The sequence below is a fragment of the Bradyrhizobium sp. Kon10 genome (assembly GCF_055807395.1).
Genome location: NZ_JBVVOZ010000012.1, coordinates 153,343 through 179,713 on the forward strand (window position 1 = coordinate 153,343; position 26,371 = coordinate 179,713).

25 protein-coding genes and 2 pseudogenes are annotated in these 26,371 nt (G+C 64.4%); 19 read left to right on the top strand and 8 right to left on the bottom strand.

The annotated features are described in order from the left end of the window. The first annotated feature begins 9 nt into the window (after positions 1-9). The 3 genes from AC0L2O_RS18820 (at position 10) to AC0L2O_RS18830 (ending at position 3,210) form a co-directional block, all read left to right on the top strand. Positions 10-1,254: an MFS transporter gene (locus tag AC0L2O_RS18820; RefSeq protein WP_369722805.1), complete on the top strand. Its 1,245-nt coding sequence runs from the start codon at positions 10-12 to the stop codon at positions 1,252-1,254. Between the two features lie 22 nt (positions 1,255-1,276). Next, positions 1,277-2,176 carry an amidohydrolase family protein gene (locus tag AC0L2O_RS18825; RefSeq protein WP_473370732.1) on the top strand — a complete coding sequence of 300 codons (900 nt, stop codon included), beginning with the start codon at positions 1,277-1,279 and terminating at the stop codon, positions 2,174-2,176. A 119-nt stretch (positions 2,177-2,295) separates the two neighbouring features. After that, positions 2,296-3,210, top strand: coding sequence for a PhzF family phenazine biosynthesis protein (locus tag AC0L2O_RS18830; RefSeq protein WP_473370733.1), 915 nt, complete (start codon positions 2,296-2,298; stop codon positions 3,208-3,210). 141 nt (positions 3,211-3,351) lie between these two features. Here AC0L2O_RS18830 and AC0L2O_RS18835 read toward each other — a convergent pair whose 3' ends face one another. Together AC0L2O_RS18835 and AC0L2O_RS18840 are read right to left on the bottom strand one after the other, a co-directional pair. Continuing rightward, the gene (locus AC0L2O_RS18835; protein ID WP_473370734.1) at positions 3,352-3,813 is read right to left on the bottom strand and encodes a DUF488 domain-containing protein; all 462 of its coding nucleotides are present in this window, start codon (positions 3,811-3,813) and stop codon (positions 3,352-3,354) included. A gap of 10 nt (positions 3,814-3,823) precedes the next feature. Continuing rightward, entirely contained in the window at positions 3,824-4,645 is an 822-nt protein-coding gene (locus tag AC0L2O_RS18840) for a DUF72 domain-containing protein (protein WP_473370735.1), read from the bottom strand. A 121-nt stretch (positions 4,646-4,766) separates the two neighbouring features. Between AC0L2O_RS18840 and AC0L2O_RS18845 the strand changes: the two genes are divergently transcribed. From AC0L2O_RS18845 to AC0L2O_RS18860, 4 genes are all read left to right on the top strand, one after another. Beyond that, positions 4,767-5,162, top strand: a complete 396-nt coding sequence (locus AC0L2O_RS18845) for a hypothetical protein (protein WP_409188151.1) — start codon at positions 4,767-4,769, stop codon at positions 5,160-5,162. Positions 5,163-5,238: 76 nt separating this feature from the next. Then, positions 5,239-5,442, top strand: coding sequence for a hypothetical protein (locus tag AC0L2O_RS18850; protein WP_369722810.1), 204 nt, complete (start codon positions 5,239-5,241; stop codon positions 5,440-5,442). A gap of 241 nt (positions 5,443-5,683) precedes the next feature. Beyond that, positions 5,684-6,820, top strand: a complete 1,137-nt coding sequence (locus tag AC0L2O_RS18855) for a glycosyltransferase family 2 protein (RefSeq protein ID WP_369722812.1) — start codon at positions 5,684-5,686, stop codon at positions 6,818-6,820. A gap of 18 nt (positions 6,821-6,838) precedes the next feature. After that, a complete protein-coding gene (locus AC0L2O_RS18860) occupies positions 6,839-8,344 on the top strand; it encodes a glycosyltransferase family 39 protein (protein ID WP_473370736.1) in 1,506 nt (501 codons plus the stop codon). Positions 8,345-8,357: 13 nt separating this feature from the next. Here the strand turns inward: AC0L2O_RS18860 and AC0L2O_RS18865 are convergent, their stop codons facing one another. Together AC0L2O_RS18865 and AC0L2O_RS18870 are read right to left on the bottom strand one after the other, a co-directional pair. Next, positions 8,358-10,244, bottom strand: a complete 1,887-nt coding sequence (locus AC0L2O_RS18865) for a CHASE2 domain-containing protein (RefSeq protein ID WP_473370737.1) — start codon at positions 10,242-10,244, stop codon at positions 8,358-8,360. Between the two features lie 84 nt (positions 10,245-10,328). Then, on the bottom strand, positions 10,329-10,853 hold the full coding sequence (locus AC0L2O_RS18870) for a FecR domain-containing protein (protein WP_473370738.1): 525 nt from the start codon (positions 10,851-10,853) through the stop codon (positions 10,329-10,331). 573 nt (positions 10,854-11,426) lie between these two features. On the opposite strand from AC0L2O_RS18870, the gene AC0L2O_RS18875 reads away from it, so the two are divergent. Next, positions 11,427-12,524, top strand: coding sequence for a DUF2778 domain-containing protein (locus tag AC0L2O_RS18875; RefSeq protein ID WP_473370739.1), 1,098 nt, complete (start codon positions 11,427-11,429; stop codon positions 12,522-12,524). A gap of 7 nt (positions 12,525-12,531) precedes the next feature. Here the strand turns inward: AC0L2O_RS18875 and AC0L2O_RS18880 are convergent, their stop codons facing one another. Then, the gene (locus AC0L2O_RS18880) at positions 12,532-13,158 is read right to left on the bottom strand and encodes a glutathione binding-like protein (RefSeq protein ID WP_473370740.1); all 627 of its coding nucleotides are present in this window, start codon (positions 13,156-13,158) and stop codon (positions 12,532-12,534) included. A 160-nt stretch (positions 13,159-13,318) separates the two neighbouring features. On the opposite strand from AC0L2O_RS18880, the gene AC0L2O_RS18885 reads away from it, so the two are divergent. Together AC0L2O_RS18885 and lepB are read left to right on the top strand one after the other, a co-directional pair. After that, the gene (locus AC0L2O_RS18885; RefSeq protein ID WP_369722819.1) at positions 13,319-14,158 is read left to right on the top strand and encodes a LysR family transcriptional regulator; all 840 of its coding nucleotides are present in this window, start codon (positions 13,319-13,321) and stop codon (positions 14,156-14,158) included. 74 nt (positions 14,159-14,232) lie between these two features. After that, positions 14,233-14,541, top strand: a pseudogene (lepB, locus tag AC0L2O_RS18890) (signal peptidase I); the annotation flags it as partial. Positions 14,542-14,653: 112 nt separating this feature from the next. Here the strand turns inward: lepB and groL are convergent. Both groL and AC0L2O_RS18900 read right to left on the bottom strand, forming a co-directional pair. Continuing rightward, positions 14,654-16,294 carry a chaperonin GroEL gene (gene groL / locus AC0L2O_RS18895; RefSeq protein WP_473370741.1) on the bottom strand — a complete coding sequence of 547 codons (1,641 nt, stop codon included), beginning with the start codon at positions 16,292-16,294 and terminating at the stop codon, positions 14,654-14,656. 42 nt (positions 16,295-16,336) lie between these two features. Then, entirely contained in the window at positions 16,337-16,651 is a 315-nt protein-coding gene (locus AC0L2O_RS18900) for a co-chaperone GroES (RefSeq protein WP_369722821.1), read from the bottom strand. Between the two features lie 383 nt (positions 16,652-17,034). Here AC0L2O_RS18900 and AC0L2O_RS18905 point away from each other — a divergent pair, with 383 nt between their 5' ends. Both AC0L2O_RS18905 and AC0L2O_RS18910 read left to right on the top strand, forming a co-directional pair. Beyond that, positions 17,035-17,322, top strand: a complete 288-nt coding sequence (locus AC0L2O_RS18905) for an usg protein (protein ID WP_369722823.1) — start codon at positions 17,035-17,037, stop codon at positions 17,320-17,322. Positions 17,323-17,485: 163 nt separating this feature from the next. Further along, the gene (locus AC0L2O_RS18910) at positions 17,486-18,013 is read left to right on the top strand and encodes a cupin domain-containing protein (RefSeq protein WP_369722825.1); all 528 of its coding nucleotides are present in this window, start codon (positions 17,486-17,488) and stop codon (positions 18,011-18,013) included. Positions 18,014-18,139: 126 nt separating this feature from the next. Here AC0L2O_RS18910 and AC0L2O_RS18915 read toward each other — a convergent pair whose 3' ends face one another. Next, a complete protein-coding gene (locus AC0L2O_RS18915) occupies positions 18,140-19,390 on the bottom strand; it encodes a NupC/NupG family nucleoside CNT transporter (RefSeq protein WP_409188158.1) in 1,251 nt (416 codons plus the stop codon). Positions 19,391-19,534: 144 nt separating this feature from the next. On the opposite strand from AC0L2O_RS18915, the gene AC0L2O_RS18920 reads away from it, so the two are divergent. The 7 genes and pseudogenes from AC0L2O_RS18920 to AC0L2O_RS18950 form a co-directional block, all read left to right on the top strand. After that, complete coding sequence (locus AC0L2O_RS18920; RefSeq protein ID WP_473370742.1) at positions 19,535-20,785, top strand: MFS transporter; 1,251 nt, start codon at positions 19,535-19,537, stop codon at positions 20,783-20,785. Positions 20,786-20,987: 202 nt separating this feature from the next. After that, complete coding sequence (locus AC0L2O_RS18925; RefSeq protein ID WP_473370743.1) at positions 20,988-21,872, top strand: cupin domain-containing protein; 885 nt, start codon at positions 20,988-20,990, stop codon at positions 21,870-21,872. Positions 21,873-22,089: 217 nt separating this feature from the next. Continuing rightward, positions 22,090-23,163 (top strand): ABC transporter substrate-binding protein, encoded by a 1,074-nt coding sequence (locus tag AC0L2O_RS18930; RefSeq protein WP_409188160.1) that lies wholly within the window; start codon positions 22,090-22,092, stop codon positions 23,161-23,163. A 63-nt stretch (positions 23,164-23,226) separates the two neighbouring features. Beyond that, positions 23,227-24,051, top strand: coding sequence for an ATP-binding cassette domain-containing protein (locus AC0L2O_RS18935; protein WP_409188161.1), 825 nt, complete (start codon positions 23,227-23,229; stop codon positions 24,049-24,051). After that, the gene (locus AC0L2O_RS18940; RefSeq protein ID WP_473370744.1) at positions 24,048-25,304 is read left to right on the top strand and encodes a sugar ABC transporter permease; all 1,257 of its coding nucleotides are present in this window, start codon (positions 24,048-24,050) and stop codon (positions 25,302-25,304) included. Before AC0L2O_RS18935 ends, AC0L2O_RS18940 begins: the two co-directional genes overlap by 4 nt. 24 nt (positions 25,305-25,328) lie before the next feature. Further along, the gene (locus AC0L2O_RS18945; protein WP_473370745.1) at positions 25,329-26,057 is read left to right on the top strand and encodes an SDR family oxidoreductase; all 729 of its coding nucleotides are present in this window, start codon (positions 25,329-25,331) and stop codon (positions 26,055-26,057) included. Between the two features lie 47 nt (positions 26,058-26,104). After that, positions 26,105-26,371: pseudogene (locus tag AC0L2O_RS18950) on the top strand (FGGY family carbohydrate kinase); the annotation flags it as partial.

Below are 26,371 nucleotides of genomic sequence, written 5' to 3' on the forward strand. Positions count from 1 at the left end.
GGGGAAACAATGGCGAACTGGTACAGCGAATGCTCGCCGCTTGAGAAGCGGACGTTTTGGGCAAGCTTCGGCGGCTGGGCACTGGATGCGCTCGATGTCCAGATGTTCGGCCTCGCGATTCCGGCGCTGATCGCAGCGTTCGGCATCAGCAAGGCCGATGCCGGGCTGCTCGGCTCGGTGACGCTGTTCTTCGGCGCGTTCGGCGGCTGGCTCGGCGGCGCGCTCGGCGACCGCTTCGGCCGCGTCAAGGCACTCCAGATCACGGTCGCGACGTTTGCATTGGCGACCTTCGCCAGCGCGTTTGCGATGAGCTACACCCAGCTTGTCGTACTCAAGGCGATCCAGGGCGTCGGTTTCGGCGCCGAGTGGGCCTGCGGCGCGGTGCTGATGGCCGAGATCATCCGCCCCGAGCATCGCGGCAAGGCGCTCGGCTCGGTGCAGAGCGCCTGGGCTGTCGGCTGGGGCGCGGCCGTGCTGCTGTCGGCGCTGATCTTCACCTATGCGCCGGCGGATATCGCCTGGCGGCTGCTGTTTGCGATCGGGCTCTTGCCTGCGCTTCTGATCATTTTCATTCGCCGTGGTTTGAAAGAGCCGCCGCGTGCCGCAGCAGCCGACGCAAACGCGCCGTTCCTCGCCACGCTCTCCGGCATCTTCCATCGCGACGTGCTGCGTTCGACCCTGGTCGGCGGCCTGTTCGGCATCGGCGCCCATGGCGGCTATGCCGCGCTGACAACCTTTCTGCCAACCTATCTGCGCGAGGTGCGGCACCTGTCGGTGCTGGGCTCCAGCGGCTACCTCGCCGTCATCATCCTTGCCTTCTTCTGCGGCTGTATTGCAAGCGGCACCATCAGCGACCGCATCGGCCGCCGCGCCAATGTCGCCTTGTTCGCGGCGGCCTGCATCGTGACGGTGCTGGTCTATATCTTCGCGCCGTTGACGGACGCGCAGATGCTGGTGCTCGGTTTCCCCCTGGGTTTCTTCTCAGCCGGAATCCCTGCCAGCATGGCCGCACTGTTCAGCGAGCTCTATCCCGCAGGCGTGCGCGGCACCGGCGTCGGCTTCTGCTACAATTTTGGCCGCATCGTCTCCGCCGCATTCCCGTTCCTGGTCGGCTTCCTCAGCGATCACATCGGGCTCGGAGCGGCAATCGGCATCGACGCGGCCTTCGCCTATTCGCTTGTGCTGATCGCGGTGCTGCTCCTCCCCGAAACCCGCGGCAAAGTGTTTGAGCAGACTGCTGCGGCGCGCGCCTGACGAAGAATGAGGAGCAATCACCATGATGTTCAGCCAGCGTGGCCTGACCCGCCGCCAGTTCGGCGCCGGCCTTGTATCCCTCGTGCCGGCGTTGGCCGCCGCGGGCCAAGCGATGAGTGAGACGAGCTTGAAGACCATCGATACCCACGCCCATGTCTTCCATCGCGGGTTAAAACTCGCGCCCGGCAGTCGCTATGCGCCCGACTATGACGCGCCGCTGTCGCTCTATCTCGAGCAGCTCGACCGCAACGGCATGACCAACGGCGTGCTGGTGCAGCCGAGCTTTCTCGGTACCGACAATTCCTATCTGGTCGAATGCCTGAAGCAGACCAGCGGCCGCCTGCGCGGCATCGCCGTCGTCGACCCTAAAGTCGCTGCCGATGAGCTGCGTGCGCTCGATCGTGCCGGCGTTGTCGGCATCCGCCTCAACCTTGTCGGCCAGCCCTTGCCCGATCTCGCCGCCCCCGAATGGAAGACGCTGCTTGCGGAGGTGAAAGCGATGGGTTGGCAGGTCGAGATCCAGCGCAACGCCTCCGATCTCGCCGAGCTTGCGCCGAAGCTGCTCGATCACGGCGTCGCGGTGGTGCTCGATCATTACGCGCTGCCCGATCCGAAACTCGGCGTTGCCGATCCCGGCTTTCAGTCGGTGCTGAAGCTCGGGGCGACCCGGAGCGTCTGGGTCAAGATCTCGGCGCCGTACCGCAACGGCGCGGCGGGCGAGAGTTTTGCGAAAGAGGCCTATCCGCTGCTGCGCAACGCTTACGGGCTCGATCGCCTGCTGTGGGGCAGCGATTGGCCGCACACGCAGTTCGAGGCAACGCAGAATTACGCGAAGAACCGCCAATTTCTCGATGCGCTGATCGTCGACAAAGACGAGCGCGCGAAAGTGCTGGCCTCGCCCCAGCCGCTGTTCCGCTTCTGAAGCTCTCCGCGATTGCTCCGAATGCTCCGAATTTTGGGGCATGACGGACGATGTTCACGCCTTGTAGAGTGCTGCGCGAGGCGGCCGGTTGCGGCACGCCATTTGCGTGAGGGTTTTACATGCAGCGCCGCTACATCACCGTCGACGTGTTCACTGGCCACGCCTTCGGCGGCAACCAGCTCGCCGTGGTGCTGGATGCGGCGGGGCTTTCGACCGCGCAGATGCAGGCGATCGCGACCGAGTTCAATTATTCCGAGACGACCTTCGTGCTGCCGCCGCGCGATAAGGCCAATGACGCCGAGGTGCGCATCTTCACGCCGGTGCGGGAGCTGCCGTTCGCGGGCCATCCCAATGTCGGCACCGCCTTCGTGCTCGCGACGATCGCGAAGGAGCCGAAGCCGCGTCTGCTGTTCGAGGAGAAGGCTGGGCTCGTGCCGGTTGAGATCGTGCGGGAGCAGGGCCGGGTGGTCAGCACCGAACTCACGGCGCCGCAGCCGCTCTCGCGGCTCGCGCAGTGTTCCGCCGAAGAGGTCGCGGCCTGCATCTCCTTGACCGCGGAGGACATCAAGATCGATCGTCACGCGCCGCAGGTTGTCAGCGTGGGAACGCCATTTCTGGTGGCTGAGCTGCATTCGCGCGATGCGCTCAAGCGCGCCAGGCCCGACGCGGCGGCGTTCGGTAGGGTTCTTCCGCGCGACGGTGCGTTCTCGGTGTGGTTCTATACGCGCGACGTGCCGGCGGCGGAGGCGCCTTGCGAACGCCAAGCGCGGATGTTCATGCGCGGCGCCAGCGGTCTCGTCGAGGACCCCGCCACCGGCAGCGCCACCGTCGCAGCAGCCGCGTTGTTCGCCGATCTCGATCGCACGCCTGACGCCGAGTTGAAGCTCACGGTCGGGCAGGGCTATGACATGGGCCGCCCAAGCCTGCTCCTGACGCGCGTGCGCAAGCAGGACGGCAAGATCGTTTCAGCCCATGTCGGCGGCAACTGCGTGCAGATGATGGAAGGGACGTTCCGGCTGGCGGGGGAGGGGTAGAGGCGCATCGTCTAGCACGCTCTCTCCGCTCGTCATTCCGGGGCAGCGCGAAGCGCTGAGCCCGGAATCCACTTATCGACTGACTCTGTGGCCCGATGGATTCCGGGTTCGCGCTATGCGCGCCCCGGAATGACATGCAGACTACATCTGTCGCCCCGCCAAATTCTTCACCACCACCCCATCCCGCTCCTCGATCACCTCCGCGATCATCTGGCGATGGCAGTGGGTGTGGTCGCGCTCATAGCAGAGCAGGCAGACCGGGCCGGCCTTCTTCACCAGCGCCGAGAGCTCGTCGATCTCTTCTTTGGCCTGCGGCGTCTTCAGGTGTTTCGCGTAGATCCTTTCGAGCATGTCGTAGTGCCCGCTGCGCGCGGCGAGGCGGCCTTCCTTGGGTGTACCGAGCGCGGCGAGATGGACGTAGGCGATACCGCGTTCATCCAGGCCTGCGGCAAGCTGCTTCTTCGAAAAGCCCGGGCGCCGCGACGATGTCACAGCGCGGACGTCGACCACGAGCTTGACACCGGCCTGCTCCAGCTCGTCCAGCACGGCCTTGGGCGGCGTCTGCTCATAACCGATGGTGAAGAGCTTCTTTGTCTTTGCCATGAACCACCCGTCAGGCAACGCGCGCGATCAGTTCCATGGCGCCGGCCGGTGCGCGCACCTTGCCTTCGTGAATGACATACGCGAACACGTCGCGCGGTTCCTTCTTCGGCTTGGCCTTGTCGACCTTCGGCAAATCGTCGGGTTCGCTTCCCTCGGCCCAGGCCTGAAACCGCTTGCTCCAGGCGTCGAGCTGCTTCGGCGGGTAACAGGTCTTGATCTCGTCATTACCCTTCTGAAGCCGCGCGTAGACGAAATCACCGGCGACGTCTGCGATCGCCGGATATTTGCCATGCTCGGCAAATACCACCGGCGTTTCGAATTCGCGGATCAGCGCGACGAAGTCCGGCGTACAAAAACTGTCGTGGCGGACCTCCACGACATGGCGCAGCGCGCGGCCGTCGAGCTTGCGAGGCAGCAGCTCGAGGAACTTGCCGAAATCGGCGCCGTCGAATTTTTTGGTCGGCGCGAACTGCCAGAGCACGGGGCCGAGATGGTCGCCGAGCTCCAGCACGCCGGAATCGTAGAACCGCTTGATGGAATCGTCGGCCTCCGCCAGCACGCGGCGATTGGTGGCAAAGCGTGGCCCCTTCACCGAGAACACAAAACCTTCCGGGACTTCGCTTGCCCATTTGCGAAAGCTCTCCGGCTTCTGCGAGCCGTAATAGGTGCCGTTGATCTCGATCGAGCTCAGCTTCGAGGCCGCATAGGAGAGCTCCTTCGCCTGCGTCAGCTTTTCCGGATAGAACACGCCGCGCCAGGGCTCAAAGGTCCAGCCGCCGACGCCGATGAAGATGTTGCCGGATTTTTTTGACGCGGTTTTTGCTTTGGCCACGGGCGCAACTCACATCGTCGAGGAGGGGAGGGCCGTCATCCTAATCAAACCAGATGTGATTGGCCAGTTGCCGTCTCCCGTCTAAGCTCGCGGTGGAATCTGCAAAAAAAAGGAGAACAAGATGCGGATGCTGATGATGGGAGCGGCGCTCGCAATGATGACATCTGCCGCCATCACTTCTGCCGTCACGACATCAGCTGTCATGGCGGAGGACGACGACGCGAAAGGTGCGCAGAAGCTCGCGATGCAGGGCCGCGACGATTACTGGCATTGCCTGGCGCGCGAATATTCGCGGAATAGCAATCAGGGCCTGTCGGAACAGGATTTTGGCCGATCGGTCGCGGGGGCCTGTCCGTCGGAGCGCCAGTCCTACCGGGTGGCGCTGCTTGATTATCTCACCGCGCAGTATCCGACCATCGATGCCGGCGCCCATCTCGCGACCGCGAACAGGGCGGTGGAGTCGGCGCAGAAGGACATCGTGACGGCCTTCGTCAAGCACCGGCCGCCAGTACAGTAGGGGAGTGGCGGACCCCTTCCGGCCGCGCGTTCATCCGTGGTATTACTGGGCCGATCTGGAACGGGGACGGGTTCGCATGTCGTCTGAGTCGGTAGGGGGCATTTTTGGCGCGATCGTCGCTGCGGTGGTGCTTGCGGTCGCTGTCGTGTTTGGGCCGATCGGCCAATATGGCAAGCCGCCCAAGCCGGTGAAGTCCGACGCAGCCCCTGCTGCGGCGCCCGCGGCCCCCGCCGCGCCCGCACCGCGCGGCCCGGTGATCCGGGAAGTCCCGAACCAATAAGGGCCCGAAAAAGGCAGTTCCGACCCCTTGCGAGGCGCCCGTGCCGTTCCTATTTGGGCTGAGACGGCAACGTTGAGTGACAATCTCCGTTGTCGAAACGACCTTGGAATAGCTTGGCCCGCGCCGGATGTACGCGCGGTCCGCCGTTCCGGGGTCGTTGGCATTTTGGGGCCCTTTTGGGCCGATCCCCAGAGAAACCCCGGCTTGGCAGCGCAGGACGCGGCGGATATACGCTGCCGTCATGAATGAAGCGATCAGACCGGGCCCCGAAAATCCCCCCCAAGCGAGCTCGCGATCGCCGGAAGTTTCGGTCATCGTCCCGACCTTCAACGAGCGCGACAATGTCACGGTGCTGTACCGGCGGCTTGAAGCGTCGCTTGCCGGCGTTGCCTGGGAGGTCGTGTTCGTCGATGACAATTCGCCCGATGGCACCTGGGACGTGGTGCGTGCGTTGGCGCAGCGCGACAGCCGCGTGCGCTGCATCCGCCGCATCGGCCGCCGCGGCCTGTCCGGAGCCTGCATCGAGGGCATCCTTGCCTCCAGCGCACCCTATGCGGCCGTGATCGACGCCGATCTCCAGCACGACGAGACGCAACTGCCGAAAATGCTGTCGCTGCTTGCAAGCGGGCAGGCCGACCTCGTGGTCGGCAGCCGCTACATCGAGGGCTACAAGAGCGAAGGCTTCAACAAGCAGCGTGCCGGCGCCAGCGCGCTTGCGACCGAGGTCGCGAAGAAGATGCTGCGGGTCGAGATCGCCGATCCCATGAGCGGCTTCTTCATGGTTCGTCGCGACCGTTTCGAGGAGTTGGCGCCGAAGCTGTCGGTGCACGGCTTCAAGATCCTGCTCGATTTGGTTGCGACCGCGCATGGCACGTTGCGCGCCGTCGAGATTCCCTACACCTTCGGTCAACGCCAGCACGGCGAGAGCAAGCTCGATTCCATGGTCGCGCTCGATTTCATCGGCCTGGTGCTGGCGAAGCTGAGCAATGACACCGTCTCGCTGCGCTTCATCCTGTTCGCGATGGTCGGCGGCATCGGTCTCGTGGTGCATCTCACCACGCTGTTCATTGCGCTCGAGCTGATCAAGGTGCCGTTCGCGGAGGCGCAGGCCGCCGGCGCCATCGTCGCCATGACCAGCAATTTCGTCCTCAACAACTTCCTGACCTATCGCGATCAGCGGCTGAAGGGTTTTGCGCTCCTGAGCGGCCTGATCATGTTCTACGTGGTGTGCAGCGTCGGCCTGCTTGCCAATGTCGGCGTCGCCTTCTCGGTCTACGACCAGGAGCCGATCTGGTGGCTGGCCGGCATGGCCGGCGCGCTGATGGGCGTGGTGTGGAACTACGCGATGTCCGGACTGTTCGTCTGGCGCAAGAAATAGCGCGCCGAGGAATCTGGCATGGGCGGGGCTGACGCGCGGATTATCCGCAACACGGCGCTGGTGATCCTTGCGCTGGTCGGCTTGCGGCTCGTTGCGGCCGCCTTCACGCCGATCACCTTCGACGAAGCCTATTACTGGATGTGGTCGAAGAGCCTGGCGGGCGGCTATTACGACCATCCGCCGATGGTCGCCTATGTGATCCGCGCCGGCACCATGATCGCCGGCGATACCGAGCTCGGCGTCCGCCTCGTCTCGGTCCTGCTTGCATTGCCGATGAGCTACGCGATCTACCGCTCGGCTGCGATCCTGTTCGGCGGCGCGCGGGTGGCGGCGACCAGCGCCATCCTGCTCAACGTCACCCTGATGGCGGCGGTCGGCACGCTGATCGTGACGCCCGATGCGCCGCTGCTGGTGGCCTCCAGCTTCGTTTTGTTTTTTCTCGCAAAGCTGCTCGAGACCGGCCGCGGTGCCTGGTGGCTCGCGGTCGGCGCCGCCGTCGGCGCGGCGCTGCTGTCGAAATACACCGCCATGTTCTTTGGCCCTGCGATCCTGATCTGGCTCGCGGCGGTCCCGAAGCTGCGGCGCTGGTTTTTCTCGCCATGGCCCTATCTCGGCGGCCTCGTTGCGCTCGCGCTGTTTTCGCCAGTGATCCTCTGGAATGCGGATCATCAATGGGTCTCGTTCGCAAAGCAGCTCGGGCGCGCGCGGATCGAGGATTTCCGCCCTGTCTTCGTCGCTGAGCTGATCCCGACCCAGATCGCGTTCGCAACCCCGCTGGTCTTCATCCTCGGCGCCATGGGGCTGCACGCGCTGACCTGGCGCCGCGCCGGCGCGCTGGCCTCGCGCGTGCTGATCGAGGCGTTGTTCTGGACCATCGTCGGCTATTTCGTCTGGCATTCGCTGCATGCCCGCGTCGAGGCGAACTGGTTCGCGCCGGTCTATCCGCCTTTTGTCGTCGCCGCGGCGGCCGCCGCCAATCTCGTGCAGTGGAAACCGCGTGCGCGACGGCTGGTGGATTTTTGTCTGCGCTGGGCGGCGCCAGCCGGCATCGTGATGTTCGCAGCGCTCATCGTGCAGGCCAATACCGGCTGGCTGTCCGGCTACCGCCGCGATTCGACCGTGCGCAGCGTCGGCGTCGGCTGGCGCGAGCTTGCCGCCGGCATCGAAGCCGCGCGGGTCCGGACCGGGGCGACTTGCGTGCTGGCGCCGGATTACGGCACCACGGGCTGGCTCGCCTTCTATCTGCCGCGCGGCACATGCGTGGTGCAGCGGAACCAGCGCATCCGCTGGGTCAACATGCCCGAGCCCGATGCAAGACTGCTGGCGGGCAAGCTGATCTATGTCGACGAGCCGCGTCCCGATGGCCAGCCCTTCCTCAGGGACCTCTTTGCGCAGGTGACGCGCGTTGCGGAATTGCAGCGCAAGCGCGGTCCGCTCGTCATCGAAACCTATGCCGTTGATCTGCTGGAAGGCGCCAAGGGCGACGTGCTGGACCGCTCACCACCCCCGGAAGTGCAGCCGTAGCGGCGCGACCCGCTCAGCTTGCCACGTCGGCTTCGGCCGCCGGCTGCCTCGATTGGCTCTCATCGCGCCAGAACCAGACGGCGACTGTGCCGGAGCGGCCGCGGATTTGCGTGCGGAGCGGCCCTCGCAGTGTGCTGTCGCGATCGCCGAGGTAGTCGGCCGCATCGAGCAGCGTATCACTCAATGCGAGCCGCGCGCCGTTCTGGGTCGCGACTTCCATCAGCCGGCTCGCGACGTTGACGGTGTCGCCGTTGGCCGTGATGTGCTGGTGGCTCTCGCCGAGACGCGAGGCGACGATCGGGCCGAAATGCGCCCCGATCTTGAAACCGAGCCGGCCGCCGATCGCGGCCGGCAGTGACGCGATCCAGCGCTCGACGCCGCGATGCAGGTCGATGGCGCATTTCAGCGCGCGCGCCGCGTCGTCGGGCATCGCGGCTGGCAGGCCGAACAGGATCATGGCACCGTCGCCGAGAAAGCTGGTGATCATGCCGCCGCAATCGACCGAGGTCTTGTCGATCAGCACGTGGAACGTCTTCAGAATGTCCTGGAGCTGGTCGGGATCGATCCGTTCGCTCAGCGCCGTGAAGCCGGAGAGATCGATGAAGATCACCGCCGCGTCCTGGCGGACTGGTGTGGCGAGGAAATCGGGATCCTGCGCCAGCCACTCCTGAACTGCCGGCGACTGGAATTGCGCCAGCGACCGGCTCCTCGCTGTGAGGTATTGCGTGCGGCGGTCGCCCGCCCACAATTGCACGCCGGCAAAGATCGCGACCGGCGGCACCGCGGCCGCAAGCGTCGTCGCGGCATTCAGCCAGACGCCGTGCGTGAATGCGATCAGACTGAGCGCCGCCCAGGCGATCACCACCACAGCCGCTGCGATCAGGCCAGGCGCGCTGCGCCGCCACGCGAGCAGACCCACCAGCAGCATCGGCAGCAGGATCGCCGCGAGCGCGTCCGCGGTGTGAACCCTGCGGTCTCGCACGATGCTGTCGCCGGCAACGAGATGCGTGATCGCAGTCGCGACCACCTCGACGCCCGGCATCAGGGTGTCGAACGGCGTCGGGAAGAAATCGCCGCCGCCGGCGACCGCGGCGCCGATCACGACAATGCGGTTCTCGATCGCCGCGCGGTCCAGCGTTCCGTCAAAGATGCTCTGCGCGCTGACGGTGCGGATGGTCCGGCGCGGGCCGTAATAGGTGATCGGCAACGCAAAATCGGTGTCGGTCGGCACCGCGCGATCGCCGAGCATGAGGTGATCCGGCGCGATCGTCAGCGGCTTGTTGAGCGCGCGGCTCGCGACTCGCAGCGGAAATGACAGCTCGACCTTGTCGTGCGTCCGGAACAGCATGGGCACGGAGAGGGGAGAGCCCGACTGTCCCGTCGCAACGTTGACGATTCCGACATCGGCGTGATCGGCGAACGCCGGCAGCGGTAGCAGGAAGCGCTCGGCCTCGGGCAGGGCGCCGAGCAGGCCCTCGCTGCTCGGCGCCACCGTCTGATCGGCGCTCGGGAAGATCGCCGCGGCTGCAAGGACCATGGGACCGGTGGCGAGCGTATGCGCCAGCGTGGCGTCGCCGATCGCGGCACTGCGGTCGACCAGCAGCAGGTCGATCCCCAAGACTTTCGGCTTGAACTGCACGATGGTGTCGACGATGCGCGCGAGATCGGCGCGCGGCAACGGATAGCTGCCGCCGCGCTTCACCACGGTGTCGTCGATCGCGACGATGGTGACGAGATCGGGCGGACGCTGCACGCCACGGGCGAGCGTGCGCAGGTCGGTCAGCGTGGCCTCGAGCCGATCGAGAAAGCGCAGATGGCCGCTGGCGTGGGCCGCATAGATGCTGCCGCCCCATAATGCGGTGAGGACGAGGGCCACCAGGATCTGAACGCGTCGGCTCATCATCACGTCGTACTGCAATCTTCTAGCCTTATTGTCCAAGCCTTGTTGTCCAAGCCTTGTTGACCGAGCCTTATTGACCAAGCCTTATAGTCCAAGCCTTGCCATCAAGGCGTCGATGCGCGGCTGGCCCCATGGCTTGACGGCCAGCGGGCCGGTCGCTTCCACGTCGACGCCTTCGCCGGGGCCGAGTACGACGCCGCGCCCACGGGCCCTGCGAATTACGCCGACGCGCCCATTGGCGGCGAAAACGGACGTCTTCGCGTCACCGACGTCGACCGCCCATTTAGTGCCGCGCACCGCTGCGATCGCCTGCGGCGTCAGCACCTTGAAGGGATTGCCGCCGGGCTTCTTCGGCACCTCGATCAGCAGGGCTTTGCTGCTCAACTCGACGGAGTCAATATGTCCGTCGCGGTTGGCGTCCTTAAGTTCAAATCGGGCGCCATTTTCGGCAACGATGGTGATGCCGTTGTCACAGCGCCAGGTTTGCGTGCCGGCAGCCGACGCCGAGGACGTACAGCCCGCATTGGCCGCAGGCTGCGCGGCAGCCGACCCCGTCAACACAAGCGAGCATGCCAGGGCAAAAAATCCGGCGCGCGCAACCTTTGCCATGCCAGCCTCCATTTCAGCGCTCGGCACATCTCAAGGGTGAGGTTGATAGAGAATAGTATCTTACGCGGAGGCTACCGAGAATGCGTTGCCTGCAGCTATTTTGTAGCTGCAGTCTTTGCCAGAGCGCGCGCGATCAAGTTTCGGTCAGCCGAAACGCACCAGCTTCGCGCAACGCTGGTCGCTATGAATCGACGGCATCGAAGATCACGGAATGGACGCAGTTGGATGCGTCATAGGCTGCGGTCGGAGACGCCAGATCATCGCGCCGAACCGGCCGAGAAACATGGTTAACAGTGCCGCGTAAGTCCGTAGTTCTGCGGGATTTTTCTCTAAATGGGACACCTCTGGCCGGTTGCCCCAGCTCCGCCAGAACTTAATCCGCATTTAACTAAAAGTCGCCTTAATGCCGCTCCGAGCCTCTGCGAAATGCTGTCTCCGGAACGTGACCAGCGGCACTTCGAAGGGGGACTGAGTGACACCGTCCTGGACGCAAGGCGAATGAGTACGAGTATCGCTGCGCAGAGTAACGCGGCACGGAAGCCCAAGAATCCAAATCGGAAGCCTTCCCGGAAAATGGCCACCCACAGCGGGCTTGGCGCCGCATTGATCGGCTGCGTCGTGCTTGGCGCCGGCTGGACCGTCTACACCAACATCCTCGCCGCGAGCGTCTATCCGACCGTCGGCAGCATTGGCTACGACGAGCCCGTGATCAAGCGCGCGCCCAAGGTTGCGCTGCGCGAGGCAGGTGCGGCGATCAAGGAAGCCTTCTCGCTGCTGCCCGACCGGGTGCAGGTCGTCACGCCGATCTCGCGCGAAATGTTCAACGAGCGCTTTGCTGCGGCTGCGACCCAGGGCGTGGACTCCAACGCCGCGAGCGCTGCGCCGGCAACGAAGGTCGCCGAAGCCAAGGAGTCCACTAAGGAGCCCGCGAAGCCCACCGTCGTCGCGAGGGTCCCGGAAGCGCTGAAGCCGCTGAACCCGTCCAAGGTTGCTGAAAAGCTCGCGGATGCCGCCAAGCCCAAGCGTGCCGATGCCCCGGTGCAGCTTGCTTCGGCCGATCCGGCCGAGATCGTGCCGGCGCCCGCGCCGAAGCCAAAATCCTTTGCCGATCGCGCCAAGGCTGCGGTGATGTCGATCACCGGGCCGCGGCAGTCGATGGTCGAAAAGCTCTGGGGCAAGCGCGAGCCCTCCGGCGGCCTGCTCGCCTATGCGTCGGCCGATGCCAGCGTCACCGCGAGCATCGCGCCGAAGGAACAGAACCCGATGCTCGGCGGTTCGGCGCCGTATGACCGCTCCACCGCGGTCTACGACATCACCGCCAAGACGGTGTATCTGCCCGACGGGACCAGGCTCGAGGCGCATTCAGGCCTCGGCTCCAATCTCGACGATCCCCGTTCGTCGCGCGTCCGCATGCGCGGCGTGACCCCGCCTCACATCTACGACCTTAAGCCGCGCGAAGCGCTGTTCCACGGCGTGCCCGCGCTGCGGCTGATGCCGATCGGCGGCGAGAGCGCGATCTACGGCCGCGACGGCCTGCTCGCGCACACCTTCATGCTCGGACCGAACGGCGACTCCAACGGCTGCGTGTCGTTCAAGGACTACTACGCGTTCCTCGATGCCTACCGCAACAAGGGCATCCGCAGGCTCGCGGTGGTCGCGCGGATCGATTGATCCGCGCCTAAACTGCGCCGGTCTTCCGAAGCGCGCTTTCGGTGGCGATCGCTTCCCGCACGGCGGGCCTCGCCTGCATGCGTTCGAGGTAGCTGACCAGCGACGGATGGCGGTCGATCTCGACGCGGGCGTAGCGAAGCAGCAATAGCGCCCAGGTCAGATGGGCATCGGCCACCGTGAAACGATCCCCGACCAGATGCGCGCGGCTGTTCAGATGGTCGGCCGCGAACGCCACGCTCTCCTCGATCCGCACGCGTGCCGCCTTGGCTGCCTCGTCCTTGTACCAGAAGGTCGGAAACAGAAATCCCTTGTGGATCTCGGCTCCGATGAAGCTCAGCCATTCCTGGAGCCGGTAACGATCGACGTGGCCGGGAGGCGGGGCTAGCCCCGTCTCCGGCCTCAGGTCGGCGATATATTGCAGCACCGCCGCGCTCTCCGTCAGCCGCTCGCCATTCTCCAGCACCAGCACCGGCACTGCGCCTTTCGCCGAAATGCCGCGGAAATCGCCATCATCCTCGATGCGCTTCTTGGTCACGAGATTCACGCGATGATAGCGCGCGTTCAGCCCCGCCTCCATCAGCGCGATGCGGCTGGCGAGCGAGCAGGCCATCGGCGAAAAATAGAGTTGCAGCATGTGGCCTCCCGGATCAGACGAGCGCGTCACTGCGCGCGATGAGGGCGAAATGGTCCGACCGCAAGACTACCGCGGGCACGGCCTGCCATTGTGCAGGACTATTGCAGCGTATGGCTGCGAATTTGCAGGACCAGTGGGCGCCTGCTAGGCTGGGCGGACGATGAACTGGGACGATCTGCGCATCATCGCCGCGGTGAGGGACGAGGGCACCTATGCCGGCGCCAGCGCGCGGCTGCGCATCGACGAGACCACCGTTGGCCGCCGGCTCGCGCGCATCCAGCGCGACCTCGGTGTGCCCTTGTTCGATGCCGTTGACGGCTTGCGCCGGCCGACGCGGCATTGCGAAGCCGTGCTCGAGCACGTCGGCGCGATGGCCGCGCATGTCGCGGCGATCGATCGCATCGGTGAAAGCCAGCCCGGCCCGGTCGGCCGCATCCGCATTGCCTCGACCAATACCGTGGCCGAGCAGCTGCTGGCGCCGCATGCGCCGGGCTTCCTGCACGACAATCCGGGGCTGACCCTGCAATTCCTCACCGCCAGCGGCAACGTCAAGTTCTCGCGCTGGCAGGCCGATCTCGCGATTCGGCTGCGCAAGCCGGAGAAGGGCGACTTCACGATCTCCAAGCTCGCCGATCTGCGGCTGTATTTCTTCGAGCCCGTCGACCGCGCGGGCGGCGAGCCGATCGCTTGCGTCTTTCCGGATGAACTCGACGCCATTCCCGAGGCGCAGTTTCTGCGCGCCAGGCGGTTGAAGAACGCGCGCTGCGTGACCGACAATTTCCGCGTGGTCAGGACCATGATCCAGTCGCATCAGGCGATCGGCGTGCTGCCCGAACTTAGCTGCGCCGACCTGCTCGCCGACCGCAGCCTGCGCGCAACGCTGCTGACGAAGCGCCGCGACGTCTGGCTCCTGGTGCAGAACCATCTCAAGCGCGATCCGGCGACTCGCCTTGCGATCGAATGGGTCCGCCACTGCTTCAAGGATCTGTCACGCAACTGATCGCTTGCGGAATCGGGAGGCTCGGTGCGGTTGAACGCAGCCCGAGAGCCGCACGACCAAATCGACGAAGCACGGGATTCGCCTGCGGGTTAGACGCCGGCGCGAAAATCAAGCGCTGGCGCGAGACGCTGCCGAACGGCGCCAGCTATTTGACTTACGACTGCATCGATGGCGGTTACCTCGACAACAGCAGCGTCTTCACGGTGCCAGCGGGTCACTTCTTCGCGCTCGGCGACAACCGCGACAACTCCACCGACAGCCGCATGACGTCGGCGATGAGCTTCATTCCCATGGACAACCTCGTCGGCCGGGTGACGCGGATCTTCTGGTCGCAGAACGACAGCGGCGAGTTGCGCTTTAAGCGACTGGGAAAAATTCAGTAGGCGCCTCGTCATTCCGGGGCGGCGCGTAGCGCCGCGCGGAATGTGTCCCAAACAAAAACCCCGGCATCGCTGCCGGGGTTTCGCATTCTCGAGTTTGCCTGAATGGCTGGACTTAGAAGTCCATGCCGCCCATGCCGCCGCCCGGGGGCATTGCGGGGCCGGCGCCGGCCTTCTTGGGCAATTCGGCGACCATGGCTTCCGTGGTGATCAAGAGAGCCGCAACCGAGGCTGCGTTCTGGATCGCGGTGCGGACCACCTTGGTCGGGTCGATGATGCCCTTCTTGACCAGGTCGGCATATTCGCCGGTCTGGGAGTCGAAGCCGTAGGCGTAGGTCTTGTTCTCGAGGATCTTGCCGACGATCACGGAGCCGTCTTCACCGGCGTTGATCGCGATCTGGCGAGCGGGCGCGGAGAGCGCCTTGCGCACGATCTCGACGCCGGTCTTCTGGTCGTCGTTCTTGGTGCGCAGGCCCTTGAGCTGCTCGGAAGCACGGAGCAGGGCGACGCCGCCGCCCGGGACGATGCCTTCCTCGACCGCCGCGCGGGTCGCATGCATCGCGTCATCAACGCGATCCTTGCGCTCCTTCACCTCGACCTCGGTCGCGCCGCCGACGCGGATCACCGCGACGCCGCCTGCGAGCTTGGCCAGACGCTCCTGGAGCTTCTCACGGTCGTAGTCCGAGGTGGTTTCCTCGATCTGCGCCTTGATCTGGGCCACGCGCGCTTCGATGTCGGCCTTCTTGCCGGCGCCGTTGACGATCGTGGTGTTCTCCTTGTCGATCATCACCTTCTTGGCGCGACCGAGCATGTTGAGCGTGACGTTCTCGAGCTTGATGCCGAGATCTTCCGAGATCGCCTGGCCGCCGGTCAGGATCGCGATGTCCTGGAGCATGGCCTTGCGGCGATCGCCGAAGCCCGGAGCCTTGACGGCCGCGACCTTCAGGCCGCCGCGCAGGCGGTTCACGACCAGGGTCGCGAGGGCTTCGCCTTCGACGTCCTCGGCGACGATCACCAGCGGCTTGCCGGTCTGCACCACGGCCTCGAGCAGCGGCAGCAGCTCGTTCAGCGAGGAGAGCTTCTTCTCGTTGATGAGGATGTAGGCGTCGTCCATTTCAACGCGCATCTTGTCGGCGTTGGTGACGAAGTAAGGCGAGATGTAGCCGCGGTCGAACTGCATGCCTTCGACGACGTCGAGTTCGGTCTCGAGCGACTTGGCTTCCTCAACCGTGATGACGCCCTCGTTGCCGACCTTCTTCATGGCGTCGGAGAGGAACTTGCCGATTTCGGCATCGCCGTTGGCGGAGATGGTGCCGACCTGGGCGATCTCGTCGTTCGAGGTGACCTTCTTGGAGTTCTTGACGAGGTCGGCGACCACGGCTTCCACGGCCAGGTCGATGCCACGCTTGAGGTCCATCGGGTTCATGCCGGCGGCAACCGACTTGGCGCCCTCACGGACGATCGCAGCCGCGAGCACGGTTGCGGTGGTGGTGCCGTCGCCGGCCGCGTCAGCCGACTTGGAGGCGACTTCGCGCACCATCTGCGCGCCCATGTTCTCGAACTTGTCCTCGAGCTCGATCTCCTTGGCGACGGTGACGCCGTCCTTGGTGATGCGGGGAGCGCCGAACGACTTGTCGAGCACGACGTTGCGGCCCTTGGGGCCGAGCGTCACCTTGACGGCGTTGGCGAGGATGTCGACGCCGCGCAGCATTTTGTCGCGTGCATCGACGCCGAATTTGACTTCTTTGGAGGCCATCTGAATTTTTCCTTGAGGGTTTGACTGGAGAGGGTGAGGCTCTTAGGCCGCCTTCTTCTTGGACTCGCTGACTTCGAGAACGCCCATGACGTCGCTCTCCTTCATGATCAGCAGGTCCTGGCCGTCAATCTTGACTTCGGTGCCGGACCACTTGCCGAACAGCACGCGGTCGCCGACCTTGAGGTCGATCGCGATCAGCTTGCCGGCTTCGTCGCGGCCGCCGGGGCCAACAGCGACGATTTCGCCCTGCGAGGGCTTTTCCTTGGCCGTGTCGGGAATGATGATGCCGCCAGCGGTCTTCTCTTCTGCGTCGATGCGCTTGACCACGACGCGGTCGTGAAGCGGACGGAATTTCATGCAGTCCTCCTAAGCAATTGCTCGGGTTGATGATTTCGGGGTGTTAGCAGTCGATACCCGCGAGTGCTACGCAGGCAAGCTTCAAATAGGGCAGGATTTTTGCGGGGGCAAGGGCTTCTAGCAGAAAAATAAGCACTCGGAAGCGCCGGCTGCCAGAATTCCTTGCCATCGTTAACCAGCCTTGAGCCGGGCTATAGGGACCGTATTAGCACGGTGCCCCTTCTGCTGCTAACGCATTGAATTTCAACAGCTTGTTAAACTTTTGGGCTTGAGATGGATTGTCAGTTTGCGTCACATTTGTCTCATGTGAGCGCATCTCCACCGGGTGGCTCCCGGTGAAACCGAGCCACCCCTGAATATGCGCTCCTGCAAAGGAGGTTGGCATGGTCACGCGGGTTGGGGTTGTTTCGGACGATTTCCGCAAGCAAGTGCTGGGGTATGGGCTGACGACGGCGCAAATTCTCTATCGAATGCCGGATCATCCCTCGCTGCTCCAGACCTATGTCTGGCAGAACTACGACATGTTTCCGAAATTCCCGGCGCTGAAGGATTTCCTGGCCTTCTGGCAGGAGAAGCTCGATGGTCCCCTTCATTCGGTGACCGTCGCGCATTCCAAGCTGATCAAGCCGGCCGAACTGCGCGCCGTGGACGGCGTGTTCAGGCTGCATTGAGCGAGGTCCTGCAAGGTGGGCGACTGGGCGCGCACTTCGCGCGCCGTGCCCACCATCTCTCCGCGATCGCGTTTTGCTAATGGTGGGCACGCTCCGCTTTGCCCAAGCTACGAAATCGTTTCCGTGCTAGCGTCTCCCCCACAACAAAAGCGGGAGGCGGCCCATGGCCAAGAAAGCAAAATCGCGCAGCGCAACGCAAGCCGCGGTGAAGAAGCGGAGCGGAGCCAAGGCGGCTGCGCGATCATCGGCGCGCAAGGCGGTGAAGGCGAAGGCTCGTGCTGTCACTCCGAAAAAAGCTGCGCGCCCGAAGCAGCGGATCGCGATCAGCCATTACCGCGAGGAAGACTTCAAGGCCGACGGTCTGCGCGCCTATGCGAAATACCGTGACCTCGGCATCGCCGCTGCCTCCCACGGTCTGGCGCAAGCGCACGTGATCCGCCTGCAAGGCCCCTGCAATACGGAGGAAGTGTCGAAGCTCCACTTCCATGCCGTCGACTTCCAGATGGTCTACGTGCTCAAGGGGTGGGTGAAGACCTACATGGAGGGCGAGGGCGAGACCCTGATGAGGCAAGGCAGTGCCTGGACCCAGCCGCCGAGGATCAAGCACATGATCCTGGATTATTCGGATGACGTCGAGCTGCTGGAAGTGATTTTGCCGGCGGAGTTCAAGACGGTGGAGTTGAAGGCGTGACCTCCTTGTCATTCCGGGGCGCGCCGCTTGGCGCGAACCCGGAATCCATCGGGCGGCATCACGCGAAGTGAAATGGATTCCGGGCTCGATGCTGCGCATCGCCCCGGAATGACGGCGGGGAGAAACCTACGTCAACACCCCCACCACCGCCCCCATCAAACACGTCGTCAGCGTGCCCGACACGATCGACTTCAGCCCCAGCGCGTTGATCTCCTCGCGCCGCTCCGGCGCCATCACCCCCAAGCCGCCGATCATGATGCCGAGGCTGGCGAAATTGGCGAAGCCGCACATCGCGTACAGCATGATCAGCCGCGAGCGGGCATCGAGCGCGTCCGGCGCAAGTTTTGACAGGTCGACATAGGCGATCAATTCGTTGAGGACGGTCTTGGTGCCCATCAGGCTTCCCGCCGTCACCGCCTGATCCCAGGGCAGTCCCATCAGCCAGCACACCGGCGCCATCACCAGCCCAAGCAGGCGTTGCAGCGAGATCGCGCCGCCGCCGATGTTCGGCAGCAATCCGAGGATCGCATTGACGAGATAGACCAGCGCCACCAGCACCAGCAGCATGGCGACGATGTTGAGCAGCAGCTCGAGGCCTGCGCCGGTGCCTTTCACGATCGCATCCATCGTGCTGGAGACTTGCATCTCCGGATCCTCGAGCGCACCGCCGGTGCGCTTGTCGCTGGTCTCCGGCACCATGATCAGGCTGACGAGGATCGCCGCCGGCGCGCCTAGCACGGAGGCGATGACGAAATGCGCGGCCGCGTCAGGGATCAGATGAGCAAGCAGCGTCGCATAGAGCACCAGCACGGTGCCGGCGATCCCGGCCATGCCGCCCGTCATCACCAGGAACAATTCGCTTCGGCTCATCTGCGCCAGATACGGCCGCACGAACAGCGGCGCCTCGACCATGCCGAGAAAGATGTTAGCCGCGGTCGACAGCCCCACCGCGCCGCCGACCCCGAGCGTGCGTTCCAATAACCACGCCATGCCGCGCACGATCGGCGGCAGCACACGCCAATAGAACAGCAGTGTCGTCAGCACGCTCATGACCAGCACGATCGGCAGCGCCTGGAACGCCAGGATGAAGTCGGCGCCCGGCACTTTGACCTCGAAGGGCAGGGTACCGCCGCCGATATAGCCGAACACGAACGAGGAGCCGGCGCGCGAGGCCGCGGAGATCGCGCTGACCGCGTCGTTGATGGCGCCGAAGGCGTGCGCGACGACGGGCACCTTCAATAGCACGATCGCGGTGACGAAGGTCATGGCAAGACCGATCGCCGCCTGGCGCAGCGAGACGGCGCGGCGATTCTCCGCCAGCGCGAAGGCGATCAGCAGCAATGCGAAAACGCCGAGTGCCGATTGCAGCCGCAGCATGATGTCCCCAATCCCGCAATGATTATGGCAGCGCCGGCGTTGCAAAGGCAATGCCGGGAGGCCGCCAAAACCGCCCGCTGTTGACAAGCAGGTCCGCGTCGGCCACGCGGGGCGCGTCGATATCAAGGGGCGGATCGTCCGGGCGTGACCGAACAGGCAAAGACAGAGCAGCCGATCTCAGCAAATCAGCCGGTCAGCGCCCGCGCGCTCCTCTCCCACCGCGCCTTCCTGTTCTTCCTGCTCTCGCGCAGCCTGTCGCGCTTCTCCAGCCAGATCGCGGCGGTCGCGATCGGCTGGCAGATCTACGATCTCACCGGCTCGGCCTTCGACCTCGGCATGGTCGGCCTTGTGCAGTTCCTGCCCACGGCGCTGCTGGTGTTCGTTGCCGGCCACGCCGCCGATCGCTACGAGCGCAAGCGCGTGGTCCAGCTCTGCCAGCTGGTGGAAGCGGCAACGGCGCTGTATCTCGCCATCAGCACCTATCTGGGCGCGGTCGGCGAAGTGCAGATTTTTGTCGCGACCTTCGTGCTCGGCATCGCCGGTGCCTTCGAAAGCCCGACCAGCGCGGCGCTGCTGCCGCTGATCGCGCCGCAGGGATCGCTCCAGCGCGCAACGGCCATCGCGAGCGGCGCCGGGCAGGTCGCGACCATCACGGGTCCCGCGCTCGGCGGCTTTGCCTATGCGATCGCGCCGCATCTCGCCTATGGCCTGATGCTGCTGTTCTGGATTGTTGGCATGATCCTGACCGGCTTCATCCAGCCGCGCCCGCAGGCGGTCGCCAAGGAGGATAGCACCGACAACATCTTTGCCGGCGTCCGCTTCATCCGCGGCAATCCGGCGATCCTCGGCACCATCTCGCTCGATTTGTTCGCGGTGCTGTTCGGCGGCGTCACTGCGCTATTGCCGATCTATGCCCGCGACATCCTCCAGACCGGCCCGATGGGGCTCGGCATCCTGCGCGCCGCGCCGGCCGTCGGCGCGCTGCTGATGACCATGGTGCTGGCGCGCCACGCCATCACGCGCCATGTCGGCATGCGCATGTTCCAGGCCGTGATCGTGTTCGGGATCGCCACCATCGTGTTCGCGCTGTCGTCCTGGATGTGGCTGTCGGTGCTGTCGCTCGCCATCCTCGGCGCGGCCGACACGATCAGCGTCGTGATCCGCTTCTCGCTGGTGCAACTCGCCACGCCCGACGAGATGCGCGGCCGGGTCGGCGCGGTCAACTTCCTCTTCATCAACGCCTCGAACCAGCTCGGCCAGTTCGAAAGCGGAGTGGCCGCCGCGCTGCTCGGTGCCATGCCGGCCGCGGTGTTGGGCGGCGTCTGTACCGTCGCGGTGGCGCTGCTGTGGATGAAGCTGTTCCCGACCCTGCGACGGGTGGAGAGCCTGGAGTAGGGGCCGGACGAGGCTTGAGGACGCCCGATATTGCGGCGCCCAGCCCAGAGATGTCAAAAGAGTATCGGTTCGGCATCTGAATCGTGGTGGCGGCAGCGGCCACCACTCGCTAGGTTTCGAGCAATAGCGAGAGCTGAGCAAATTCAGCCATCGGGGACGAGCCCGGATATTTAGAAACCGGGCCGGCCAGGAGGGAACGGGCATGGAACCAGACCTGGAAGTCGTCCAGATACGGCGCGGTGAGTCATTCAAGGCTTGGTCGCACGGGTATCCGTTCCATACCGTCAGGTGGCATTTTCATCCGGAATACGAGATCCACCAGGTCGTGGCGACCAGCGGTCGGTATTTTGTCGGCGATTTCATCGGCCAGTTCGACCCGGGCAATCTCGTGCTCACTGGACCTAACCTGCCGCACAATTGGGTAAGCGATCTGCCGGCGGAAACGACGATCCCGCTGCGCGGCCGCATCATCCAGTTCAGCGAAGAATTCATCGGCGACACGATGAGGCTGATGCCCGAGCTGTCGGGTCTCGCCGCGCTGCTGGAATTCTCCCGACGCGGTGTCCTGTTTGCCGGCAGCACAAGCAAGGAGCTGGCCCCGCTGATGGAGGAGATCGTGGCGGCCAAGGGCGTGCGTCGGATCGAGCTATTCATGATGATCCTGGGAACGCTCTGCCGCGCCCGCGGTGCACTGCCGCTGTCCAGCCCGAACTATTTGCCCGATCCGTCCGGCTACATGTCGGCTGGAACGAACAAGGCGCTGGCCTTCATCCGCGAGAACCTGACGCAGCCGTTCGGCGAAGCCGATCTCGCGGCGATTGCCGGTCAGTCGCAAAGCGCGTTTTCGCGTTCGTTCCGCCGGCACACGGGAATGTCACTTGTGCAATACGTCAAGCGGCTCCGCATCAATCTCGCCTGCCAGATCCTGATGAGCGACGAATACGCTTCTATCACCGACATCTGCTTCCAGGTCGGCTTCAACAATCTTTCCAATTTCAACCGTCAGTTCCTGGCCGAGAAGGGCATGCCGCCCTCGCGCTTCAGACGATTGCTGGCCGACAACATCAACGCGGCACGCGCCGCCTAACCGGGAGGAGCAAGGGAGGAGGACGATTACGGAAAGAATGACGTGGGCGTGCCGATGGCAGCCTGCGAAGGAGATTGTCTGTCCGGAAATTCCGCATGGCTTCGAAGGACTTCGGTGGTGACCGCCGTTGTCATCCGGCTGCAGAAGCAGGGAGGACGTGTCTCCGAAATATCAACGAGCAGCACTTTAACACCCAGTTTCTGAAAGGGAAGTCCGAATGACCAAGCCCTCGTTCAAGACTACATGCTCCGCCGCTCTCGCCCTATCGCTACTCGGCGCAACGGCCATGTCCTCGCGTGCCGCGGAGGTGAAAGACGCAACCGTCGCCTTCCTCATGCCCGACCAGGCCTCCACCCGCTACGAGCAGCACGATTATCCAGGCTTTGCTGCCGAGATGAAGAAGCTCTGCCAGAGCTGCAAGGTCGTCTATCAGAATGCCAGCGCGGACGCCGCGCGGCAGCAGCAGCAATTCAACTCGGTGATCTCGCAGGGCGCCAAGGTGATCGTGCTCGATCCGGTCGACTCGGCCGCCGCCGCTTCGCTGGTCAAGATGGCACAGTCCCAGGGCATCAGGGTGATCGCCTATGACCGCCCGATCCCGGATGCCAAGGCCGACTTCTACGTTTCCTTCGACAATGAAGGCATCGGCAAGGCCATCTCGGAATCGTTGGTCAAGCACCTGAAGGACGCCAAGGTCACGCCGAAGAACGGTGAAGGGGTGCTCGAGATCAATGGATCGCCGACCGATGCCGCCGCGGGGCTGATCAAGAAGGGCATTCACGCGGGCCTCGACAACAGCGGCTATCCAATTCTCGCCGAATACGACACGCCCGAGTGGGCGCCGCCCAAGGCGCAGCAGTGGGCGAGCGGCCAGGTCACCCGCTTCGGCAAGAAAATCCTTGGCGTCGTCGCCGCCAATGATGGTACGGGCGGTGGCGCAATTGCCGCTTTCAAGGCCGCCGGTATCGACCCGGTGCCCCCGGTAACGGGCAACGATGCGACGATTGCCGCGCTTCAGCTCATCATCGCCGGTGATCAGTACAATACGATCTCCAAACCCAGCGAGATCGTTGCGGCCGCCGCGGCCCAGGCGGCGGTGGAATTCCTCTCCGGCGCCGCGCCCAAGGCGGAAACCACGCTCTTTAACACGCCCTCGAAGCTGTTCATTCCGGCGGTCGTGACCCAGCAGAACCTGAAGGCGGAGATCATCGACAAGAAGATCCAGACAGCCGATCAGCTCTGCACGGGCCGATATGCCGCCGGATGCAAGAAACTCGGCATCACGCAGTAAGCGAAGCAGCATCCCGGCCGCTCGATGCGGCCGGGATGAACGAAGGGAAGGCGGGACGCGAAAATGTCCACGATCTCGGATGTCGATCACCCGCAGGAGGGGCCAGGCGAACCCGTCCTGAGGCTTCGCGGCATTTCCAAGAATTTCGGCGCCGTGTCCGCCCTTGCCGACGTCGATCTCGACGTGCATGCGGGAGAGGTCGTGGCGCTTGTCGGTGACAACGGCGCCGGAAAGTCGACGCTGGTGAAGATTCTGGCCGGCGTGCACCAGCCCACCTCGGGGACAATCGCCTTCGATGGCGAACATGTTGTCCTGCCCGATCCGGCCACGGCGCTTCGCCTCGGCATCGCCACCGTTTTCCAGGATTTGGCACTCTGCGAGAACCTCGATGTGGTCGCCAATATCTTCCTCGGCCGCGAGCTCAATCCAATCAGGCTCGACGAGGTGTCCATGGAGATCCGCGCCTGGACATTGCTCAACGAACTGTCGGCGCGCATTCCGAGCGTGCGCGAACCCGTCGCGTCGCTGTCAGGCGGGCAGCGCCAGACCGTGGCGATCGCGCGTTCGCTGCTGACCGAGCCGAAGCTCATCTTGCTCGACGAGCCTACTGCAGCGCTCGGCGTCGCGCAGACCGCAGAGGTGCTCGACCTGATCGAGCGCGTGCGCGCCCGCGGCTTGGGCGTCATCGTGATCAGTCACAACATGGAGGATGTGCGCGCCGTCGCCGACCGGATCGTGGTGCTGCGCCTCGGCCGCAACAACGGCGAATTCGGACCCGACGTTTCCAACCAGGATCTCGTCACGGCCATCACGGGTGCCGACGAGAATTCGGTCTCCCGGCGCGCCAGCCGACGCCGCGCGCAGCAACCGCGGGAGGTGCGACCATGACCGACAACACGCAACGGGTTTCGACCGCTCGGTTGCTGGACCGTCGCGACGAGCGGGTCGCACATGCGGACACGATCGGCGGCACCATCGGCGCCTTTGTCGACCGAGTGCGGTCGGGCGACCTCGGCTCTCTGCCGGTCGTGGTCGGTCTGCTGATCATCTGCACCGCATTCCAGAGCCTCAACCCGGTCTTCCTGGCCCCTGACAATCTGGTCAATCTGCTGTTCGATTGCTCGACCGTCGGCGTCATCTCGCTCGGCATCGTTTGTATCCTGATGGTCGGCGAGATCGACCTCTCGGTTGGTTCGGTGAGCGGGTTCTCCTCCGCACTGGTCGGGGTGCTGTGGGTCAATCAGGATTGGCCCCTGGCGCTGGCGATCGTCACCGCGCTGGGGCTCGGTGCCGCCATCGGTGCCCTCTATGCCTTCTTGTTCAACCGTCTTGGCATGCCGAGCTTCGTCTCGACATTGGCCGGCCTGCTGGCGTGGCTCGGCCTGCAACTCTATCTGCTCGGCTCGTCCGGCTCGATCAACCTTCCCTATGGATCTCCGCTGGTCAATTTCGGACAGATGCTGGTCATGCCACCGGTCGTATCCTACGTGCTCGCAGCACTTGCCGGCGCGGTCGTATTCGCGACCGGCTATCGGATGGCCGCGCGCAGGCGAGCGGCGGGACTATCTGCAAGTTCGCTCGGCCGCCTTCTGCTGAAGGGTGCGCTAGTCGTCATCGTGCTCGAATTCATAGTGTACTATCTCAATCTCGCCCGCGGCGTTCCATGGATGTTCGGCCTGTTCGTCGGCTTGTGCGTGGTCATGAACTATGCGCTGAAGCGAACCAAATGGGGTCGCTCAATGAGCGCGGTCGGAGGCAATCGCGAGGCCGCCCGTCGCGCCGGCATCAACGTTCGCCGCATCCATGCGAGTGCCTTCGTGCTGTGCTCCACGCTGGCAGCTGCCGGCGGTATCCTTGCAGCTGCGCGGCTCGCATCTTCCAGCCAGCAGGCCGGCACGGGAGACGTGAACCTCAATGCCATCGCCGCGGCGGTTATCGGCGGCACCAGCCTGTTTGGGGGCCGTGGCAGCGCCTATTCCGCACTGCTCGGCATCATCGTCATCCAGTCGATCGCCAGCGGCCTCACGCTGCTCGATCTCTCGTCGTCGCTTCGGTACATGATCACGGGCGCCGTACTTGCCGTTGCGGTCATCGTCGACTCGCTGGCACGACGCTCGCGTGTCTCCCATGGCCGAGCCTAGACAACTCCAACAAGAGGATCGACCGTGGGCCAGGAACTTGCAGGAAAAGTTGCCGCGATCACCGGCGCCGCCTCGGGCATCGGTCTCGAATGCGCCAGGACGATGATCGGAGCTGGCGCGCGCGTCGTGCTGGTCGACCGGGCGGAGGATGCGCTGAATAGCGTCTGTTCCGAGCTTGGCGAGAACGCGATCCCGCTGCGCATAGATCTGACCGATCATGCGAGCATGGCGGGCATGATGCCGCAGGTGTTGGAAAGGGCCGGCCAGCTCGACATCTTCCATGCGAATGCCGGAACCTATGTTGGCGGCGAGGTGCTCGATGGCGACCCCGACGCCTGGGACCGCATGCTCAACCTCAACGTCAACGCGTTGTTTCGCTCCATCCACGCGGTGTTGCCCCACATGGTCGAGCGCAAGAGCGGCGACATCATTGTCACCAGTTCGATCGCCGGTCTCGTCCCTGTCGTCTGGGAGCCGATCTACACTGCCTCGAAACATGCCGTGCAGGCTTTTGTCCATACCGTGCGTCGGCAGGTCGCCAAGTATGGTCTGCGCGTCGGCGCCGTGGCACCCGGACCGGTCGTGACCGCGCTCATCAGCGACTGGCCGAAGGAGAAGCTCGAGGAGGAGATGGCGGCAGGTGGACTGATCCAGCCGACCGAAGTCGCGCAGGCGGTGCTCTTCATGTTGACCCGTCCGAGAAATGTCACGATCCGCGACCTCGTGATCCTGCCGCAGAGCAACGACCTGTAACGCTTCCGCATCTTCGATCTGTTGCTTTATCGGTGAGGGCATCCGAGGTGACTCGTCATTTTCTTGGCATCGACGTCGGTACTGGCAGTGCAAGAGCCGGCGTCTTCGATCGCTCCGGCAGACTTGCCGGCACCGATAGGGCTGACATCACGCTTTGGCGCGAGGCCGGCGACATTGTCGAGCAATCGAGCGAGGACATCTGGCGTGCCGTGTGCCGCAGCGTGCGCGGCGCGGTTGGAAAGGCCGGCATTGCGCCGGACAGCATCGCCGGTATCGGTTTCGATGCGACCTGCTCGTTGCTGGGCGATTGGGGA

Bases quoted from the DNA above. Each gene is read 5' to 3' on its own strand.
- AC0L2O_RS18820 (WP_369722805.1), top strand. From the start codon at position 10: ATGGCGAACTGGTACAGCGAATGCTCGCCGCTTGAGAAGCGGACGTTT.
- AC0L2O_RS18825 (WP_473370732.1), top strand. From the start codon at position 1,277: ATGATGTTCAGCCAGCGTGGCCTGACCCGCCGCCAGTTCGGCGCCGGC.
- AC0L2O_RS18830 (WP_473370733.1), top strand. From the start codon at position 2,296: ATGCAGCGCCGCTACATCACCGTCGACGTGTTCACTGGCCACGCCTTC.
- AC0L2O_RS18835 (WP_473370734.1), bottom strand. From the start codon at position 3,813: ATGGCAAAGACAAAGAAGCTCTTCACCATCGGTTATGAGCAGACGCCG.
- AC0L2O_RS18845 (WP_409188151.1), top strand. From the start codon at position 4,767: ATGCGGATGCTGATGATGGGAGCGGCGCTCGCAATGATGACATCTGCC.
- AC0L2O_RS18850 (WP_369722810.1), top strand. From the start codon at position 5,239: ATGTCGTCTGAGTCGGTAGGGGGCATTTTTGGCGCGATCGTCGCTGCG.
- AC0L2O_RS18855 (WP_369722812.1), top strand. From the start codon at position 5,684: ATGAATGAAGCGATCAGACCGGGCCCCGAAAATCCCCCCCAAGCGAGC.
- AC0L2O_RS18860 (WP_473370736.1), top strand. From the start codon at position 6,839: ATGGGCGGGGCTGACGCGCGGATTATCCGCAACACGGCGCTGGTGATC.
- AC0L2O_RS18865 (WP_473370737.1), bottom strand. From the start codon at position 10,244: ATGAGCCGACGCGTTCAGATCCTGGTGGCCCTCGTCCTCACCGCATTA.
- AC0L2O_RS18870 (WP_473370738.1), bottom strand. From the start codon at position 10,853: ATGGCAAAGGTTGCGCGCGCCGGATTTTTTGCCCTGGCATGCTCGCTT.
- AC0L2O_RS18875 (WP_473370739.1), top strand. From the start codon at position 11,427: ATGGCCACCCACAGCGGGCTTGGCGCCGCATTGATCGGCTGCGTCGTG.
- AC0L2O_RS18880 (WP_473370740.1), bottom strand. From the start codon at position 13,158: ATGCTGCAACTCTATTTTTCGCCGATGGCCTGCTCGCTCGCCAGCCGC.
- AC0L2O_RS18885 (WP_369722819.1), top strand. From the start codon at position 13,319: ATGAACTGGGACGATCTGCGCATCATCGCCGCGGTGAGGGACGAGGGC.
- groL (WP_473370741.1), bottom strand. From the start codon at position 16,294: ATGGCCTCCAAAGAAGTCAAATTCGGCGTCGATGCACGCGACAAAATG.
- AC0L2O_RS18900 (WP_369722821.1), bottom strand. From the start codon at position 16,651: ATGAAATTCCGTCCGCTTCACGACCGCGTCGTGGTCAAGCGCATCGAC.
- AC0L2O_RS18905 (WP_369722823.1), top strand. From the start codon at position 17,035: ATGGTCACGCGGGTTGGGGTTGTTTCGGACGATTTCCGCAAGCAAGTG.
- AC0L2O_RS18910 (WP_369722825.1), top strand. From the start codon at position 17,486: ATGGCCAAGAAAGCAAAATCGCGCAGCGCAACGCAAGCCGCGGTGAAG.
- AC0L2O_RS18915 (WP_409188158.1), bottom strand. From the start codon at position 19,390: ATGCTGCGGCTGCAATCGGCACTCGGCGTTTTCGCATTGCTGCTGATC.
- AC0L2O_RS18925 (WP_473370743.1), top strand. From the start codon at position 20,988: ATGGAACCAGACCTGGAAGTCGTCCAGATACGGCGCGGTGAGTCATTC.
- AC0L2O_RS18930 (WP_409188160.1), top strand. From the start codon at position 22,090: ATGACCAAGCCCTCGTTCAAGACTACATGCTCCGCCGCTCTCGCCCTA.
- AC0L2O_RS18935 (WP_409188161.1), top strand. From the start codon at position 23,227: ATGTCCACGATCTCGGATGTCGATCACCCGCAGGAGGGGCCAGGCGAA.
- AC0L2O_RS18940 (WP_473370744.1), top strand. From the start codon at position 24,048: ATGACCGACAACACGCAACGGGTTTCGACCGCTCGGTTGCTGGACCGT.